At 72.6% G+C, this 16,414-nt stretch carries 18 protein-coding genes; 17 read left to right on the top strand and 1 reads right to left on the bottom strand.

Annotated elements, in window-relative coordinates; translation table 11 throughout:
- Position 1 precedes the first annotated feature (1 nt).
- The 14 genes from ACN26Z_RS13950 to ACN26Z_RS13885 all read left to right on the top strand — a co-directional run bounded on the left by ACN26Z_RS13950 (position 2) and on the right by ACN26Z_RS13885 (position 13,086).
- Positions 2 to 610 (top strand): glycine zipper family protein, encoded by a 609-nt coding sequence (locus tag ACN26Z_RS13950; RefSeq protein WP_282238894.1) that lies wholly within the window; start codon positions 2 to 4, stop codon positions 608 to 610.
- Positions 607 to 1,296 (top strand): carboxypeptidase regulatory-like domain-containing protein, encoded by a 690-nt coding sequence (locus ACN26Z_RS13945; protein ID WP_421461601.1) that lies wholly within the window; start codon positions 607 to 609, stop codon positions 1,294 to 1,296. The genes ACN26Z_RS13950 and ACN26Z_RS13945 overlap by 4 nt, the downstream gene beginning before the upstream one ends.
- A 30-nt stretch (positions 1,297 to 1,326) precedes the next feature.
- On the top strand, positions 1,327 to 2,571 hold the full coding sequence (locus ACN26Z_RS13940; RefSeq protein WP_421461599.1) for a phage tail sheath family protein: 1,245 nt from the start codon (positions 1,327 to 1,329) through the stop codon (positions 2,569 to 2,571).
- Between the two features lies 1 nt (position 2,572).
- Positions 2,573 to 3,052, top strand: coding sequence for a phage tail protein (locus ACN26Z_RS13935; protein ID WP_093402636.1), 480 nt, complete (start codon positions 2,573 to 2,575; stop codon positions 3,050 to 3,052).
- A 1,303-nt stretch (positions 3,053 to 4,355) separates the two neighbouring features.
- Positions 4,356 to 4,526 (top strand): hypothetical protein, encoded by a 171-nt coding sequence (locus ACN26Z_RS13930; protein WP_282238898.1) that lies wholly within the window; start codon positions 4,356 to 4,358, stop codon positions 4,524 to 4,526.
- The gene (locus ACN26Z_RS13925) at positions 4,526 to 5,287 is read left to right on the top strand and encodes a hypothetical protein (protein WP_282238899.1); all 762 of its coding nucleotides are present in this window, start codon (positions 4,526 to 4,528) and stop codon (positions 5,285 to 5,287) included. The genes ACN26Z_RS13930 and ACN26Z_RS13925 overlap by 1 nt, the downstream gene beginning before the upstream one ends.
- Positions 5,284 to 6,879, top strand: coding sequence for a phage baseplate assembly protein V (locus ACN26Z_RS13920; RefSeq protein WP_421461596.1), 1,596 nt, complete (start codon positions 5,284 to 5,286; stop codon positions 6,877 to 6,879). Before ACN26Z_RS13925 ends, ACN26Z_RS13920 begins: the two co-directional genes overlap by 4 nt.
- Complete coding sequence (locus ACN26Z_RS13915; protein ID WP_282238901.1) at positions 6,879 to 7,217, top strand: hypothetical protein; 339 nt, start codon at positions 6,879 to 6,881, stop codon at positions 7,215 to 7,217. The genes ACN26Z_RS13920 and ACN26Z_RS13915 overlap by 1 nt, the downstream gene beginning before the upstream one ends.
- Positions 7,214 to 7,669 (top strand): GPW/gp25 family protein, encoded by a 456-nt coding sequence (locus tag ACN26Z_RS13910; protein ID WP_282238902.1) that lies wholly within the window; start codon positions 7,214 to 7,216, stop codon positions 7,667 to 7,669. Before ACN26Z_RS13915 ends, ACN26Z_RS13910 begins: the two co-directional genes overlap by 4 nt.
- A complete protein-coding gene (locus ACN26Z_RS13905) occupies positions 7,666 to 10,263 on the top strand; it encodes a putative baseplate assembly protein (RefSeq protein WP_421461593.1) in 2,598 nt (865 codons plus the stop codon). Before ACN26Z_RS13910 ends, ACN26Z_RS13905 begins: the two co-directional genes overlap by 4 nt.
- A complete protein-coding gene (locus ACN26Z_RS13900; RefSeq protein WP_421461591.1) occupies positions 10,244 to 10,849 on the top strand; it encodes a phage tail protein in 606 nt (201 codons plus the stop codon). The genes ACN26Z_RS13905 and ACN26Z_RS13900 overlap by 20 nt, the downstream gene beginning before the upstream one ends.
- Positions 10,846 to 11,769 carry a hypothetical protein gene (locus ACN26Z_RS13895; protein ID WP_282238905.1) on the top strand — a complete coding sequence of 308 codons (924 nt, stop codon included), beginning with the start codon at positions 10,846 to 10,848 and terminating at the stop codon, positions 11,767 to 11,769. The genes ACN26Z_RS13900 and ACN26Z_RS13895 overlap by 4 nt, the downstream gene beginning before the upstream one ends.
- Before the next feature lie 76 nt (positions 11,770 to 11,845).
- A complete protein-coding gene (locus tag ACN26Z_RS13890) occupies positions 11,846 to 12,301 on the top strand; it encodes a hypothetical protein (RefSeq protein WP_282238906.1) in 456 nt (151 codons plus the stop codon).
- A gap of 14 nt (positions 12,302 to 12,315) precedes the next feature.
- Positions 12,316 to 13,086, top strand: a complete 771-nt coding sequence (locus tag ACN26Z_RS13885) for a hypothetical protein (RefSeq protein ID WP_421461589.1) — start codon at positions 12,316 to 12,318, stop codon at positions 13,084 to 13,086.
- Between the two features lie 29 nt (positions 13,087 to 13,115).
- Here ACN26Z_RS13885 and ACN26Z_RS13880 read toward each other — a convergent pair whose 3' ends face one another.
- Complete coding sequence (locus ACN26Z_RS13880; protein WP_421461587.1) at positions 13,116 to 13,727, bottom strand: TetR/AcrR family transcriptional regulator; 612 nt, start codon at positions 13,725 to 13,727, stop codon at positions 13,116 to 13,118.
- Between the two features lie 90 nt (positions 13,728 to 13,817).
- On the opposite strand from ACN26Z_RS13880, the gene ACN26Z_RS13875 reads away from it, so the two are divergent.
- From ACN26Z_RS13875 to yidC, 3 genes are all read left to right on the top strand, one after another.
- Complete coding sequence (locus ACN26Z_RS13875; protein ID WP_282238909.1) at positions 13,818 to 14,864, top strand: aldo/keto reductase; 1,047 nt, start codon at positions 13,818 to 13,820, stop codon at positions 14,862 to 14,864.
- A gap of 169 nt (positions 14,865 to 15,033) precedes the next feature.
- A complete protein-coding gene (locus ACN26Z_RS13870; RefSeq protein WP_421461584.1) occupies positions 15,034 to 15,318 on the top strand; it encodes a DUF6412 domain-containing protein in 285 nt (94 codons plus the stop codon).
- Between the two features lie 94 nt (positions 15,319 to 15,412).
- Positions 15,413 to 16,339 carry a membrane protein insertase YidC gene (gene yidC, locus ACN26Z_RS13865; RefSeq protein WP_421461582.1) on the top strand — a complete coding sequence of 309 codons (927 nt, stop codon included), beginning with the start codon at positions 15,413 to 15,415 and terminating at the stop codon, positions 16,337 to 16,339.
- The last annotated feature ends 75 nt before the right edge of the window (positions 16,340 to 16,414 follow it).

The raw sequence follows: 16,414 nt of genomic DNA, 5'->3' as shown, positions 1-16,414 counted from the left end.
CATGGTCTTCGGAATCTTCAGCGCCGCCGCTCACGTCGCCGCGGGCGCCGTGCTCGGCCAACTAGTCGGGGGCAGCATCGGGCTGCTCATCGGGGCGGTCATCGGCCTGCTCGTCGGCGCGGTCTTCGGCTGGGCGGTCGCCGCAGCCGAGGTCTACGCGGTCAGCCCGCGCGGTGTCCTCCTCTTCGTCGTCGATCACACCTGGAGCCTGCTGAACACCCTCGTCGGTGCGATCTACCTGGCCCTGCACCTGGTGTTCGGCCACTCGCTGGACCGGGCCACCTCCCGGCACAGCTGCCGGGTGAACGTGGTCGAGGGGGTCTCCCCCCGCTACGCCACCACGCTCGGCACGGTCTGCGCCGGTTCCGGCCCCGGCATCCAGCGACACGAGGACGTGCACATCTTCCAGGCCCGACTGCTCGGCCCGCTGTACATCCCGCTGGTCGTGGCCAACTACGTGCTGTTCACCATCGCGCCGATCTGGCTGCTGTACCACGACCACACCGGCGCACCGATCAACCGCTTCACCCGGTACTTCGAGATCGGCGTCTACCCGCACGTGTGGAACGAGGCCATCGCGTACCGGATCCAGGGGACGCCGCCGCGATGACCGACGGTCCGATCTGTGCGGCCACCACCGAGTTGGTGGCGTGGCTGGCCGGGGCGGTGGGAGACACCGTCCCGGTCGGCCCGCCCGGACCCGACGCCGATCCGAGCCGGTTGACCCTGTGGCCGCTTGACGTCCGGCCGGCCCGGCAGACCCGGGGCAGCGGCAGCGGCCCCGAGCCGTACCGGTTCACGGTGCGCTACCTGCTGGCCGCCGGTGGCCCGGAGGCGCTCACCGCGCTGGACCGGGCGCTCGTCGCGGCCACCGGAACAGACGGCCGCACGCTGGTCCTGGAGGCCGGCGACCCGGCCCTGTGGGCGGCCTTCGGTGCGCCGCCTCGACCGGCCTTGCTCATCGACGTGCTGGTGCAGGTCACCCATCCGACCCGGCCGGCCGCACCGGTCCTGCGACCGCTGCGACTGCGACAGCTGGAGATGCTCTCCTTCGACGGGCGCGTCGTCGGCCCCGCCGAACAGCCCCTCGCGGAGATGCGGGTCGAGGTCGTCGGTCAGCCGTACGCGACACGGACCGACCCGACGGGCCGCTTCCGGGTCGTCGGCGTGCCCCACGACCCGGACCGGCCGGCACCGGTCCGGCTCCGGCTCACCGGCCGGGGACAGGTGCTCACCGCCGAGGTCGATCCGACCGAACCCGACATCGTCATCGTCTGCCCGCCGCCGACCACCTGATCCGCCGACCCGACCTGCACGGGAGGACCGATGCCCACCTACTTCTCGCCCGGCATCTACGTCGAGGAGGTGCCCAGCGGTGCCCGGCCGATCGGACCGGTCGGCACCAGCACGGCGGCCTTCGTCGGGGTCGCGCCGGACCGTACCGCCCATCTCGGTACCGCCCTCGCGGTGAACAACTGGACCGACTTCCTCCGCCTGTACGCCGACGGTGACGAGTTGGAGAGCACGCCGCTGGCCCGGGCCGTCTTCGGCTTCCTGGACAACGGCGGCACCCGCTGCTGGGTGGTGAACGTCGGCGAAGGCGGTGCCGTCTCCGGCACCGGCCGCAAGCGCGCCGGGCTTGACCTGCTGGAGGCGGTCGACGAGATCTCCATCCTGGCCGCGCCCGGCTTCCACGACCCGGTCTCTCACGAGGCGCTGCTGAGCATGGCCGAGCGCACCCGCACCATGGTCGCCATCTGCGACCCGGCGCCCGGCATCGACGACATCTCCACCCTCACCCGGGTCGCCACGCCCGGTTCGGGCCGCCCGGCGAAGCCGAGCGACACCACCGGGTCGGACACCGCCGCCGGATCCGGCGGCGGAAGCAGCGGGAATGCTCCGCTGGCGCACCGCCCCCGACAGTCCGACTTCGGTGCCCTCTACTACCCGTGGCTGCGGGTCCGCGACCCGCTCAGCGGCGAGCTGGTGCTCACCCCGCCGAGCGGGCACGTCGCCGGCATCTGGGCCCGCACCGACGCCCTGCGCGGGGTACACAAGGCACCGGCGAACGAGCCGGTACGCGGCGCGGTCGACCTGGGCCACCTGGTCACCCGGGCCGAGCACGACGTGCTCAACCCCCGGGGCGTAAACGTCATCCGGTACTTCCCCGGCGAAGGCATCCGGGTCTGGGGTGCCCGCACCCTCGCCGCCGAGGCCAGCGAGTGGCGGTACCTCAACGTCCGGCGGCTCTCCATCGCCATCGAGCAGGCCATCGCCAACGGCACCCGGTGGATGGTGTTCGAGCCGAACGACTACACGCTGTGGCGGTCCATCCGGCGGGACATCGGCGCCTTCCTCACCCGGGTGTGGCGTGACGGGGCGCTGCTGGGACGCACACCCGAGGAGGCGTTCTTCGTCAAGTGCGACGAGGAGACCAACCCGGCCGACGTCCGCGACGCCGGCATGGTGGTCGCCCACATCGGCATCGCCGTGGTAAAGCCCGCCGAGTTCGTGGTGTTCAAGCTGAGCCAGTGGGCCGGTGGCACCGAGACCGAGACGATTGGAGGCTGACATGCCGACCACGGCCACGCCGCAGCCGGGCACCCCGGTTGACCCGTACCGGGCCTACAACTTCAAGCTGCTGGTCAACGGGGTGACGAACGGCCACTTCACCGAGGTCAGCGGGCTGGAGGTGAACATCCCGGCGGTGCCGTACCGGGAGCAGGGCAACGACCGGATCCGGATGGTCCCGGGTCAGGTGGAGTACGGGCCGGTCACCCTGCACTTCGGCCTCACCGCGTCGCGGGAGCTGTGGGACTGGGTGCACGCCGTCGCCCGGGGCACGGTCAGCCGCCGCAACGTCTCGGTGGTGCTGCTCGACGCCGCCGGCACAGCGGAGGTGCTGCGCTGGAACTTGATCAACGCATGGCCGACCAACTGGCGCGGCGCCCACCTGAACACGCTCGGTCAGGAGATCGCCATCGCGGCGCTGACGCTGCGCTACGAGAGCCTGGAACTGGAGGCCGGTGGTGCCGCGCCGACGCCCGCGTAGCTGGCTGGCCGATCGTCTCCGGTCCGCAGCGGCTGTCGTGGACCGGCTCGCCGGTGCGGTCGACTCCCCCACCCCGCGGCCGCCGGCCGGCCCGCCCGCGAGGTCGGGCGGGGAACCGGACACCATCGATCGTGCCGTCGCGGCCACCCCTGCCGTGCCCCACGGTCGGCCCCGGCGACCGGGGCAGCCACCCGAGCACTGGCTGCGGATGGTCACCGCCCACGCCCCCGGCCTGCTCCGGGACCTGGCCCTCGACCCGCCGCCGGCCGGCACGTACCACCATGGGCCGGGCTTCCGCGAATCGGACGGCGACGGCCGGTCGGAGGAAGGTTTCGCCGATCCTGCGGGCGAGGGTGGTGTGGACGGTCCGGGGCATCGACCCGCGACGACGGTCGAAGAAGCCGGTCGGCACGCCGAGCGACCCGGCGCGGCGACCGGTCCGGACCCGACCGCCGACGCGCCCACGGAGCACTCCCCGACGTCCGGGCCGGCACCGGCCACCCACTCCCCCACGTCCTTTGCTCTGCTTCACCCCACGCACCACGTAACGTCCGGTATCCGGACATCAGCCGGTGCGCCGATTGAAGCAGAGCAAAGGGACCACAGTGGAATGTCCCGGCCCGTTCCGGCGACGGCCGCGCAGCACGGGTCCGCCGGGCCCGGCGGACCAGGCGGACCGGTTGGGTCGAGCGGGTCGCGCGCTGTCCGCCGGCGATCGACCCGAGGGGCGGTCCGGGTAGCCGGGGCGGCGGCAGCAGCCACGACGGATGCCCACGACGGGGCTCCAGCGTCGACGCCAGGTCCCCGCCCGGCCGAGCCGGTCCGGACGGACCCGGGCGCGACCACGGCCGGGATTCGCACCGATGCGGGGCGGCCCGCAGCAGTCCCGGCCACGGCGGAGCCGCCGCTGCCGCCCGTACCGACCTCCCGGCACACCGATCCCACGAGCCCATACACCGGCCCGGCGGGCCCGCCCACCGACGCAGCCGCCTGCCCGCCGGTCGACGCGGCGGGACGGCCCACCGGCTCCGCAGGCCGGCTCTTCGACGTGGCCGGGCCGGGGCCGGCGGGGCCACCGGGTAACCCCGAGCCGCGACCGGCAGCGGCCACCCCGGGGCACCGGGCGGTGCTCCGGTTGGTGACCGGGCGCCAGCGGACGGCCGACCCTCGCCTGCCGGACCGGGACGGTTGGGCGGGACGCCCGATCGGGCCAGGCGACGGACGCTGGGTACCCCACGGGCCACCCACCGGCGACGGGCGGTGGCCCGGCAGTGGGCTGCCGATCGGCGATGGACGCTGGTCCGTGGGCGCGGACGTCCGCTGGCCGGAGCTGGAGTCGTCGCGCGGTGGGCGTACGCGGCCCGACCCGTGGCCGGCTCTCCCCGACGACCGGTCGCTGTGGTCGGTGCCCGGACCGGCCGACGGCGACGAGCACCGGACGCGGCGGCTCGACGGTGAACAGGCGGGTGGCTGATGCAGCGGGTGGCCTTCCTCATCGACACCGGCGAGCGGATCGACTGTCTGCTCAATCCGGAGACCGTGCAGGTGACCCGCCTCGCCGGGGTGCGTCAGCGAGGTGGCGCCGACGGTCAGCTCACCGGCGCCGGGCTGGCCGACGACCCGCTGCTCTTCACCGGCGGTGGCCGCACCGAACTCGTGCTGGATCTGCTCTTCGACATCGACTTCGCCGAGGGGCAGGTCCGTCCCACCGACGTCCGGACGCTCACCCGACCACTCTGGATGCTGGCCGAGAACTCGGCGGTGGAACACGGCTGGCTACGTCCACCGCTGGTACGGATGGTCTGGGGCAAGACCTGGAACGTGCCCGGTGTGATCGTCGCGGTGGCGGAACGCTTCGACGCGTTCACCGCCACCGGCTCCCCACGCCGCTCCTGGCTGCGGCTCAAACTGGTCCGGGTGGCGGAGGACGCCCGGCACGCCGAGGCGGGCTTCGCCGAGGAGTTGTCCGCCGCGCAGACCCCCACCGTCGCCCCGGGCACGGCCGTGGTGGCCGCCGGTGACGGCACCGCCACCGCCGACACCTCGGGCGTACGCTTCGATCTGCTCGCCCACGACGCGCTGGGCTCGCCCCTGCGCTGGCGGCTGTTGGCCGAGCACAACCGGATCACCGACCCGCTGGCCGTGCCCGCCGGCACCGCGCTCGCCGTACCGCCGCTGCCGGGCACCGCACCGGCGGGGGCGACGTCCACCGACTCCTCCGGGGCCGGGTCGTGACCGCCGCCGCGCCCCGGGCGCTGACCGTGCTGCTCGGCGGTAGATCGCTGCCCGAGGCGGTGACCGGCCGGGTCGCCTCGGTGCGGGTGGCCGCCCGCCTGAACCGGCCCACCCAGTGCGAGGTGACGCTGCGCACCGCCCCTGGCAGCGCCGCGCTGACCGGACCGGTGCAGATCGGCGCGAGCCTGGACGTGCACCTCGACGGGCGTCCGGAGGCACTGTTCACCGGGGAGGTCACCGCCGCCGAGATCGAGTACGCCGCCGACGGTACGGCCGTCCAGCGGGTGCGCGGGTACGACCCGCTGCACCGGTTGCGCAAGCGGCAACGGATCCGGGTCTTCGAGTCGGTGAGCGCCGCCGGGTTGGCCACGGAACTCTGCGCCGACCTCGGGTTGCGTGTCGAGGCGGAGGTCGACGGCCCGCACCTGGACCGGCTTCCGCACCACCGGCCCAGCGACCTGGACCTGCTTGTCGAGGTCGCCGCACGGGCCGGGCTGCACCTGACTGTCGACGGTGACGTGCTGCGACTGGTCACCCTGGACGGCTACGGCGAGGCGATCCCCCTGGAACTGGGCCGCGACGTGCACGGCCTCCGGTTGTCGGTGAACGCCGACAGCGCCGCCGGGGAGAGCGCGGTGCTGGGTTGGCATCCGCAGCGCGCCGAGGCGATGGCCCAGAGCGTCGGCACCCCCCGCTGCGGGCGACGCACCCCGGCCGATCCCGATCCGGCCGATGTCGGCGCGGACGGCGCACGTACCGCCCTGGACCAGCCGGGGCGCAGCGACGACGAGATCGCCGCATTGGCCCAGGCCCGGCTCGACACCCGGGCCGCCGCCCTGGTCACCGCCGACGGCACGGCCGAGGGCACGCCCGCGTTGCGGCCCGGCCGTCGGATCCGGCTGACCGGGGTGGCCGAGCCGGTGGCCGGGACGTACGTGTTGACAGAGGTGGTGCACACCGTCGACGCGAACGGTCACCTGAGCCGCTTCTCCACCCTGCCGCCACCGGCACCGCGCACCGGCACGCCGGCACCGGCGGTGGTCACCCTCGGCACGGTCACCGACGTGTCCGACCCGGACGGTCTGGGCCGGGTACGGGTGGAACTGCCCGCGTACGGCGGGGCGGACGCGGGCTGGCTGGCGGTGCTGTGTCCGGGAGCGGGGCGGGGCAAAGGACTCATGGCGCTGCCCGATCCGCAGGACAGCGTGCTGGTGGCGCTGCCCGGTGGTGAGCCGGCCTCCGGGGTGGTGCTCGGCTCGCTGTTCGGCACCGTCGAGCCGTACGACACCGGGATCGACGACGGGCGGGCCCGGCGCTGGTCCCTGCGTACCGCCGGTGGTCAGCAGGTGGTGCTCGACGACGTGGCGCGAAGCCTGCGCCTGAGCACCGACGGCGGCAGTTGGCTGGAACTGACCCCGCAGTTGGCCACCCTGCACGCCGCGACGGACCTGGTGTTGTCCGCGCCCGGTCGGGCGATGGTCGTGCGGGCCCGCAGCGTCGACTTCCTGCACGCCGAGACCGTCGAGGACCCGCAGACGGCGGCCGAGCAGGCCCGAATCCTCGCTCGCGCCCACCACGAAGGAGGCAGCTGATGCGCTGGATCCACCGCGACTCGGTGATCAGGTGCAGCCACGACGGCCGGGTCCGCAACCGGGCGTCCCAGGGATGGGTCACGGTGGCCGGCGTACCCGTGCTGGTGGCCGACGACCCGAAGGGCCGGGAGATCGTCGCGTGCCCGAACTACGGCGCCACGGTCAAGCCGTGCACCGGCACCGAGGCGGTGCGGGCCGGCTACAGCGACTGGGTACGCGTGGACGGCCGGCGGATCGTGCTGTCGCACCTGTCCGGGTTCACCAACGGCAGTCCACCCGGCCAGTTCACCTACCGGGTACGCGATCCCCGGCAGCGTTTCGTGGGGGCCGACCGGTGAGGGCGATCCGGTTCGTCGGCGCCGGCTTCGACCCCGGTCAGGGCGGCGGGCTCGGGTTGACGGCGGCCGGCGGCCTGGCGATGACCGACGGTGACGAGACCGTACGCCAGGCGCTGTTCCTGCTGCTGTCCACCACGCCGGGCGAGCGGCTGATGCGACCGGGGTACGGCTCCCGCCTGCACCGGCTGGTCTTCGCGCCGAACGACGACACCACCGCCGGGTTGGCCATCCACTACGTCCGCGCGGCCATCGCACGCTGGGAACACCGGATCGACGTGCTCGACGTCGACGCCGGACCGGATCCCGACGACCCGTGGCGGCTGGTGATCCGGCTGGACTACCGGATCCGGGCCAGCCTCACCCCCGGGCAACTCGTCTTCTCGGTCGACCTGCTGCCCGCCGACGACGACCCGACCACCGGTTCCGCCGCCGACATCGAGGAGGCACGATGACGCTGCCCGTGCCGCACCTGGACGATCGGACCTTCCTCGACCTGCTCACCGAGGCCCGGGAGCGGATCCGGCAGTCCTGTCCAGGATGGACCGACCTGTCCGCGCACGACCCCGGTGTCGCGCTGCTGGAGGCGTTCGCGCATCTCACCGAGGTGATGATCTACCGGCTCAACCAGCTGCCGGAGAAGGCGTACGTCTCCTTCCTCAACCTGCTCGGGGTGACCCGGCACCCACCGGCGGCGGCCTGGGCGGACGTCCGGTTCACCCGCACCGGCCCGGACGATGCCCCGCTGCGGATCCCCGCCGGTACCCGGGTGGCCGCCGCCCGCGGAGCCGACCCACGCCCGGTGGTCTTCGTCACCTGCGAGCCGGCGCTGCTCGCCGCCGGGCAGCGTGAGGTGACCGTCCGGATGCACCACTGCGAGCCGGTGGAGGCGGAGTTGCTCGGTGTCGGCACCGGGCAACCGGGGCAGGTGCTGCGCGCCGGGCGCGCCCCGCTGGCCCGTACCGCCGAACCGCTGGACCTGCTGCTCGGTGTCGAGGTGCCGACCGGCTCGGTGGAACTGGGCGCCGCCGCGCGGGAACACGACGGGCGCACCTTCGAGATCTGGCGGGCGGTGGACAGCTTCGCCGGGCTCAGCCCGCAGGACAAGGCGTACCTGGTGGACCGGTGCTCCGGCACCGTGACCTTCGCCCCGGCGCTGGACCTGCGGGCCACCGACGGCGGGACGCTGACCTTCGGCGACGGCGCGGTCGCGGCGGTGCCACCGGCCGGGCGGCAGGTCCGGCTGTGGTACCGCGCGGGCGGTGGACCGGCCGGCAACGTGGCCGCCGGCACCCTGACCAGCCTGCGTGACCCGCTGCCCGGAGTGAAGGTGGTCAACCCGCTGCCGGCGGCCGGTGGGCGGGAGCTGGAGGCCATGGAGTCCGTGCTGCTGCGCGGGCCGTACGCCTTCTTCGCCCAGCAGCGGGCGGTGACCGCCCGGGACTTCGAGGTGCTGGCCACCGCCGCCGGCGGGGTGAGCCGCGCCCGTGCCTTCACCCGGGCCGCCGTCTACAGCTTCGCCCGCCCCGGTGAGGTGGAGGTGGTGCTGGTGCCGTACGTGCCGGACGGGGCGCGGCCCGGTGGCCAACTGCCGGTGGCGGTGCTGCGCGATCACGAGGTGGAGGAGGTCCGGTTGCGGGTCGAGGCGGACCTGGAGCGCCGCCGTTCGCTGGGGACCACCTGCCGGGCCTCCTGGGCGCGGTACAAGGCGGTGTCGATCCGGGCCCGGGTGGTGGTTCGTCGGGAGGAGGACGTCGACGCGGTACGCCGACGCATCCACGACCGCCTGCACCAGACGTTGACTCCGCTGCCGACCGCACTCAACCCGACCGGTTGGGCGTTCGGTGAGCCGCTGCGGGCGTCAAACGTGTATCGCCTGCTGGAGCACGCCGAGCCGGGGGTGCGCTACGTCGAGTCGGTGCGGTTCGAGGTCGACGAGGCGCCGGACAACCAGGTGCGTACCCTGGCGGCCGACCAGTACCAGCCCCGCACCTGGTACGCCGGCAGCGGGGCGGTGCTGTTCCGCTCCACGAACGCGGGAGCCGGTTGGGAGCCGGCGGGACGCTTCGACGAGGAGACCGTGCAGCGGGTGGTGCCGGCCCCCGCGCCGGTGCGACCCGGCATCGTGCCCCGGGCCGGTTCGGTGGCGGTGGCGACGGTACGCGCCGGCGGCGGGTCCCGGGTGCACCTGAGCACCGACCTGGGTGAGACCTGGTCGCTGCTGGCCGACCTGGACTCGCGGGTCGGCGACCTGGCCTGGATCGACCGGGACGGCGCCGGAGCGCTGCTGGTCGCCACCGACACCGGCCTGTACGAGGTGTCCCTGCTGCCGGGCGCGGTGCCGTTGCAGATCCTGGTCGATCCGGCCGACGCCGATCGGGGTTTCTACGCGGTGCGGTCGTTCGTCTCCGAGCGCGGCGCGGCCGGGGTGGCGGTCGCCGCCCAGGCCGGTTTCGGGGTGTACCTGTCCCACAACGCCGGACGCCCCGGCAGCTTCAGCCACGTCGGCCTGGCCAACGTGGACAACCGGGTTCTCGCCGTGCAGTACGACGGACCGGCCACCCTGCTGTGGAGTGGTGCCGGCGAGCCCGATCCGAAAAGGCCCGGCCAGGGGTGCTTCCGCACCCGGCTGTTCGAGTCCGACGTGAAGTGGCAGGCGCTGTCGGCGGGCTGGCTCGGCGGCACCTGCCGGGATCTCGCCTTCAGCGGTTCGCTCGCGCTGGCCGCGACGCAGAGCGGCGGGGTGCTCCGGCTGGACACGCTCGCCGCGCAGCCGCAGTGGACATCGGTGTCGGTCAACTGCGGGTTGCCGCTGCGTGACCGGACCCGGTTCATGCCGGTGGACGCGGTCGCCGCCACCGGCGCGGCGGAACGCCTGGTGCTGGCCGGCGGGGAACGCGGCGTGCACCGCAGCGAGGACGCGGTGGAGTGGTCGGCCAGCGCGAACCAGTCGACCGCCGACGTGGTGACCGTCCCGGACACCTGGCTGCTCTGCTCCGGCGAGCACGACATCGAGGTGGTGCGGCAGGATGCGACGAGCGGCCATTGAGCGGCTGCTGCCCGCGGCCTACCAGCGGGCGGCCGGGCCGGGCAGCGTGCTGTGGGCGTTGCTGGACGTGATGGAGGCGTTGCACGCCCCGGACGAGGCGGTGCTGTCCGAGGTGGACGCGCTTTTCGCGCCGTACCGGGCACCGACGCCGATGATGGCGTACCTGGCCCGGTGGGTGGCGATGGACCACCTGGTCAGCGCGCCCCGGCGGGACGTCCCCCTGCCGTTGCCCCTGAATCGGCTGCGCGACGTGGTGGCGCACGGCGCGGCACTGGCCGCCTGGCGGGGCACCCCGGACGGTCTGCGGGTCGCTCTGGAGCTGGCCACCGGGGTCACCGGGTTCGTCCTCGACGAGCCGGCCGAACGGCCGTTTCACCTGGTCGTCCGGGTGCCCGCCGACGCCGTCGATCAGTTGGCGCTGGTCGACCGGATCGTGGCCGCGGAGAAGCCGGCCGCGGTCACCGCCGAGATCACGGTCGGCGACACCCCGTCCGAGCGGGCGGTCGGCCGGGCCAGCGTGCCGTCGCCGGCCGTCGACCCGTCAGCTCCCGTCTCCCCCGTTTCCGCCGCCGAGGAGCCGTCATGACCACCGAATGGACCGTCGTCGCCGCCGCCGAGCAGTTCACCCTGGACGCCCGCAACGCCGGTGAGCTCACCTTCACCGTCTCCAACCCGGGCGTCGCACCGGACACCGTGGTGTTCGACGTGGCACCCGGCGAGGGCACCCAACGGTCGTGGTTCACCGTCACCGAGCCCCAGCGGGTGGTACCGGGCCAGGGTTCGGTGTCGTTCCTGGTCCGCCTGGCCGTGCCGGCGGGCACGCCGCCCCGGCGCTACGACATGACCGGGTTCGCGTACTCGGCGAACACGGCGCCGGAGGAGAGTTCCCGCTCCAGCGGCCGGGTCACCTACGAGGTGCGCGCGGTCGCGCCGCCGAAGCGTACGCCCTGGCCCTGGATCGCCGCGGCGGCGGCGTTGGTGCTGGTGGTCTCGGCGGTGGTGGTCTTCCTGGTGGCCCGCGACGATGAGCCGCCACCGCAGGCGCAGGTGGTGACCGTCGAGGCGGAGACCCTGGTGACCGGGGCTCGGGTCGAGTCGCCCTCGGGTTCCGGTGCCACCGTTCAGGTGCAGCAGAACTGCTGCGAGGTGACCTGGTCGCAGGATGCTCAGCTGTTCTTCCTCGGCCGTGCGGTCAACGACCGGGTGACCGTGACGGTGGCGCTGCCCGCCGAGGCGACCTGGCAGTTCTCGGCCGTGCTGACCACCGCGTCCGACTACGCCAACACGGTCTTCCTGATCGATGGCCGGCAGGTCGGCGCCCCGTTCCTCGGGTTCACGCCGAAGGTGCAGGTGACCGACTGGGTCGAGGTGGGTCGGGTGCGGCTCGGCCCCGGTACGCACGAGATCACCCTGGTCGTGATCGGCAAGACGCAGAGCACGAACCGCTACTTCGCCGGTATCGACCTGCTCCGGTTCACCGAGGTCGCACCGGAGGACCAGCGATGAGCGAGCGGCAGCGAGCGAATCATCAACTCAGCGCGGCGATGCCTCATGACGGCACGCAGCGAAGCGAAGTGCCGACATGAGCGGGCAGCAGAAGGCGCTGCTGGCGGCGCTGGGCGTACTGCTGGTGGTGCTGTTCGCGGTGGCGGTGGGCGCGGGTAGCGACGACCGGGGCGACCCGGCGGCCCGGCATCCACTTGTCGACCTGCTGGGGCGAGCCGGAGGTGGGCGGAGCGCCGTCGATCCGGCCGGGGTGGACGCGGACTGCGCCGACGCCGCCGGGCAGTTGGTGGTCAACGGTCGCTGCGAGCTGCGCATCGCCGATCCGGGCGGGTTGCGCACCCTGATCCTGCGCGGTCCGCAGGCGTTCAGCGTACGGGCCACGGCCCCGGGCGACGCCGACTTCACGGTCACCGACGAGGTGGATCCCGCCGACGACGGCAGCGGCGCCGTGGCCCGGGTCGCCGTCGACCGAGCCACCACGGTGCTGGTGAGTTGTCCGCCCGGGTGCCTCGTCACCATCGCGCAGGACTGAGGCGGGAGGTCGGCATGGGTGCGTTGCGCAAGCCGTTCCTGCTGCTGGCGATGCTGGCGCTGGTGCTGGCGGTCGGCCTGGAGGTGGGTGCCGGGCTGTTGCTGGGCGGCGGTGACGCCGGTGCGGAGTTGGCCGGCAGCGCCGCCGACCTCGGGGTGGAGGTCGGCGACGTACGGGAGGTCAGCGAGCCGTCCGGCCGTGGTACGGGTTACCTGGCGCTTGTCGACGCGGCGGCGCTCTGGACGACCGGGCTGTTCTGCCTGGGTCTGGTGCTGCCGGACCGGCTGCACGGCCGGATCCAGGGCGTCGCCACCCTGATCTTCTCCATCGTTCTGATCCTGGTGGCCCTGCTGGCGCTGGTGTTCGCGTTCATCGAACTCATGATCATGGTGTCGTTGTTCCTGGCGCCGCCGTTCGGCACGCTGGCGTACCTGGCGCTGTGGGGCTTCTTCCCGGTCGGTGACGCCGCGGTGCTACTCGCGCTGGTGCTGCTGCTCAAGCTCGCCTGGGCCGGGTTGCTGATCCTGGCTCAACCGAAGTTCCTGCAGAACAAGGGGCTGGTTCTGCTGATCCTGACCAGCCTGCTCTGCACGGTGCTGCTGGAGTTCCTGCACCACCTGGTGCCGGTGATCCTGGTGAGCATCGTCGACTCCGTGGGCGCCGTCGTCTTCGCGATCATCGCGATCGTCTGGGCGCTGGTGCTGCTGATCGGAGCGATCCCGGCGATCGTCAAGGCGGTGCGGACCACGGCCGCCCTGCGCGCCGAGCCGGACCCGCACGGCTGACGGCCGGCCTGAAGGAATGAGCTGTGCCGTCAGTCGGGACCGCTGGTCTGCCTGAAGACGCCGGCGTGGACGGCTGCCGCTGCCGCTTCGGCGGCCCGGTCCGCCATGGCCTCGTCGATGGGGTCTCCGCTGACGAGCAGGCGGTAGTAGAGCGGTGCCGAGACGGCACGGATGACCTCGGCTGCGTCCGTGTCCGGGGGCAACTCCCCGCGCCGCACGGCCTGTTCCACGCAGGGGGCCCACTCGGCGATCCGGACGGCGTAGAAGCGATGCAGAGCATCGGCGGCGCGTAGGTCGCAGGTCGCGGCGACGATGACCGCCCGGAACAGGGCACCCTGACGCGAGTCGACCAGGGTTCGCTGCACGAGCCGGGCATTGGCACGCAGGTCTCCGATCAGGCTTCCGGTGTCGGCTCTCGGCAGCGACTGCTCCGCCATGTCTGCCAGCAGGTCGGTGACCAGGCCGGCGGCCGTACCCCAGCGGCGGTAGACAGTTGTCTTGCCCACCTCGGCACGGCGCGCCACGTCCGCGAGGTCAAGACGGTCGAAGCCGTGCTCGACGAGTGCGTCACCGGCAGCTTTCAGCACGGCGGCGCGGACCCGGGCGGTCCGTCCTCCGGGCCGGATCGCACCGACAGTCATAACGGGTCTCCAGTTCCCTTAACTGCGATTGACTGCTAGCGTAGCCGACGCGCTAACGAAACCCCAGTTCCCTTAGCGGAAGGATTCATCGTGGAGTACCGACGACTCGGGGCATCCGGCCTCACCGTGCCCGCCCTCAGCTTCGGCGCCGGCACCTTCGGCGGGTCCGGCCCGCTTTTCGGCGCCTGGGGCAACACGGACGCCCGAGAGGCGAGACGCCTCGTGGACATCTGCATCGAGGCCGGGATAACGATGTTCGACACTGCGGACGTGTACTCCGACGGCGCGTCCGAGGAGGTGCTGGGGCAGGCGATCAAGGGCCGACGCGACGCCGTCCTGATCTCGACCAAGAGCGGTCTGCCGACCGGTGACGGGCCGAACGACGCGGGAACCTCACGGGCTCGTCTCATCCGATCGGTCGACGTGGCGCTGCGCCGACTCGGGACCGATCACATCGACCTGTTTCAGCTACATGCCTTCGACGCCGCGACGCCCGTCGAAGAGGTCATCGCGACCCTTGACGACCTGGTGCGAGACGGCAAGATCCGTTATCTCGGCGTCTCCAACTTCGCCGGCTGGCAGCTCATGAAATCCCTCGCCGCAGCCGACCGGGAGCATCGCCGCCGCTACGTGGCACACCAGGTCTACTACTCGCTCGTCGGTCGGGACTACGAGTGGGAGCTGCTGCCCCTGGGCCTCGACCAAGGCGTCGGAGCCGTGGTGTGGAGCCCGCTCGGCTGGGGACGACTCACCGGCAAGATCCGCCGCGGCACACCGCCACCGGCCACGAGCCGGCTCCACGCGACCGCCGCCTTCGGCCCACCCGTCGAGGACGAGCACCTGTTCCGCGTCATGGACGTCCTCGACGAACTGTCCCGCGAGACCGGTCGAGCGGTGCCGCAGATCGCGGTCAACTGGCTACTGCAACGGCCCACGGTAGCCACCGTCATCATCGGCGCCCGCAACGAGGCACAGCTGAGGCAGACCATCGACGCTGCCGGTTGGTCACTCACGCCGGAACAGACAGCCCGGCTCGACACTGCCAGCAGCCGCACCGCGCCCTATCCGTACTTTCCTTATCAGCGACAGGAAGCCTTCGCCAGGCTCAACCCTTCGCCGGTCGCGACCACAGCCTGAACGCAGACCCAAGCTAGAGAGGCGGCAACAACCCTGTAGTTGCCGCCTTTCGCGGGCCGGACACGGCGACAACCCTGATGTTGCTGCGTCGACGGCGGGGCGGCGTCCAGGGGGCGGTGGTCGAGATCCTGGACGCCCACCTATTGCTTCCGGCGGATATGGTTGCCCCGTGATCGGGCTCGGCCTGCTCTGGTACCTCGTCGGCGTGTTGGCCGACGTCGGTGCCAGCAGCATGCTCTCCGGCACGGCGGCGGTGACCGGCGTGCTGCTGGCCGCCGTGCTCGCCGCCGGGGTCCTGCTCACCGGGACGGTGGCCGATCCCGCCCTGCGGGTCACCCGTCGGATGCTGCGGGAGCGCTCCGGCCGTACCGGCGTACCCCGCCACCGCGATCCGGACGCTGCCGGCCGGGCCCGGCCGAGAGCCCCCACCGCCGCGACCCTCGCGGTCGCCTGAGCGTCTCTCCACTCACCCACCTCTGCCGCTCGTCGGCGACCGCTGGTGACCGTTCCTGCTCACATCAGCCTCAGGCCGTATCGAGGGGTGTTCCATGTCCATGATCTACCACGCCATCTCCGAGATCCTGTTGTTCTGGCACGCCGCCTGGCAACGGCTGCTCGGCGACGCGTCCGTGCTGGGCACCGAGTGGTCCTGGGTGCTGGGCATCGTCTTCCTGGTGCTCACCGTCCGGATCATCCTGTTCCCCGTCTTCGTCAAGCAGATCCGGTCGCAGCGAGCCATGCAGGCGTTGCAGCCGAGGCTCGCCGAGCTCCAGGCCCGGCACCGCGACGACCGGGTGACCCTACAGAAGGAAATGGTCGAGCTGTACCGGGTGGAGAAGGCCAACCCGCTGATGGGTTGCCTGCCGATGCTGGTGCAGATCCCGGTCTTTCTCGGCCTGCTCCACGTGTTGCGACATCTCAAGCCGACGATGCCGGACCACCTGAAGACGCTGTACGGCTGGTCGGTGACCCAGTTCGACAGCGCCTCGTCGGCCACGCTGTTCGGCGCCCCGATCGCGGGTACCTTCGGCTCCACCGGGCAGGAACTGGCCCTGCTCGGCGCGGACAGCGCGACGGTCAGGATCGTGGCCGCCGTGCTGATCGTGACGATGATCGCCACGACCTACCTGTCCAGCCGTCAACTGATCCTGCGCAGCGGCTGGGCCACGGACCCGCAGCAGCGACTGGTGCAGCGGCTGATGCTCTACGGCATCCCCGCCTCACTGCTCGTCTCCGGACTGATCTTCCCGATCGGAGTGATCATCTACTGGGTGACCACGAACCTCTTCTCGCTCGGCCAGCAGACCTGGATGCTGCGCAGGTACCCGCCACCCGCTACCGCGACGACCGGTCCGGGTGCGCCGGCCAGCACGCCGACGGTTGACCCGACCCGCGACGGGGACGCAGCTGGCCGTCCGTCCGCACCGAAGGTCGGGGCGAAGCCGACCAACCGCCGCCGGAGGCGGGCCACCTGAGTCGCGGGGCAACCGCGCGGCGGACGTGCACCAGGGCAGTTCCCGATCATCGGGAACTGCCCTGGAACAGGCGGT

Source organism: Verrucosispora sp. WMMD703 (assembly GCF_049178935.1).
GTDB classification, from domain to species: Bacteria; Actinomycetota; Actinomycetes; order Mycobacteriales; family Micromonosporaceae; genus Micromonospora; species Micromonospora sediminimaris.
Note: the sequence above shows the minus strand (reverse complement) of the source record. Positions and strands in the feature narration are given on the sequence as shown.

Bases quoted from the DNA above. Each gene is read 5' to 3' on its own strand.
- ACN26Z_RS13950 (WP_282238894.1), top strand. From the start codon at position 2: ATGGTCTTCGGAATCTTCAGCGCCGCCGCTCACGTCGCCGCGGGCGCC.
- ACN26Z_RS13945 (WP_421461601.1), top strand. From the start codon at position 607: ATGACCGACGGTCCGATCTGTGCGGCCACCACCGAGTTGGTGGCGTGG.
- ACN26Z_RS13940 (WP_421461599.1), top strand. From the start codon at position 1,327: ATGCCCACCTACTTCTCGCCCGGCATCTACGTCGAGGAGGTGCCCAGC.
- ACN26Z_RS13935 (WP_093402636.1), top strand. From the start codon at position 2,573: ATGCCGACCACGGCCACGCCGCAGCCGGGCACCCCGGTTGACCCGTAC.
- ACN26Z_RS13925 (WP_282238899.1), top strand. From the start codon at position 4,526: ATGCAGCGGGTGGCCTTCCTCATCGACACCGGCGAGCGGATCGACTGT.
- ACN26Z_RS13915 (WP_282238901.1), top strand. From the start codon at position 6,879: ATGCGCTGGATCCACCGCGACTCGGTGATCAGGTGCAGCCACGACGGC.
- ACN26Z_RS13905 (WP_421461593.1), top strand. From the start codon at position 7,666: ATGACGCTGCCCGTGCCGCACCTGGACGATCGGACCTTCCTCGACCTG.
- ACN26Z_RS13900 (WP_421461591.1), top strand. From the start codon at position 10,244: ATGCGACGAGCGGCCATTGAGCGGCTGCTGCCCGCGGCCTACCAGCGG.
- ACN26Z_RS13895 (WP_282238905.1), top strand. From the start codon at position 10,846: ATGACCACCGAATGGACCGTCGTCGCCGCCGCCGAGCAGTTCACCCTG.
- ACN26Z_RS13890 (WP_282238906.1), top strand. From the start codon at position 11,846: ATGAGCGGGCAGCAGAAGGCGCTGCTGGCGGCGCTGGGCGTACTGCTG.
- ACN26Z_RS13885 (WP_421461589.1), top strand. From the start codon at position 12,316: ATGGGTGCGTTGCGCAAGCCGTTCCTGCTGCTGGCGATGCTGGCGCTG.
- ACN26Z_RS13880 (WP_421461587.1), bottom strand. From the start codon at position 13,727: ATGACTGTCGGTGCGATCCGGCCCGGAGGACGGACCGCCCGGGTCCGC.
- yidC (WP_421461582.1), top strand. From the start codon at position 15,413: ATGTCCATGATCTACCACGCCATCTCCGAGATCCTGTTGTTCTGGCAC.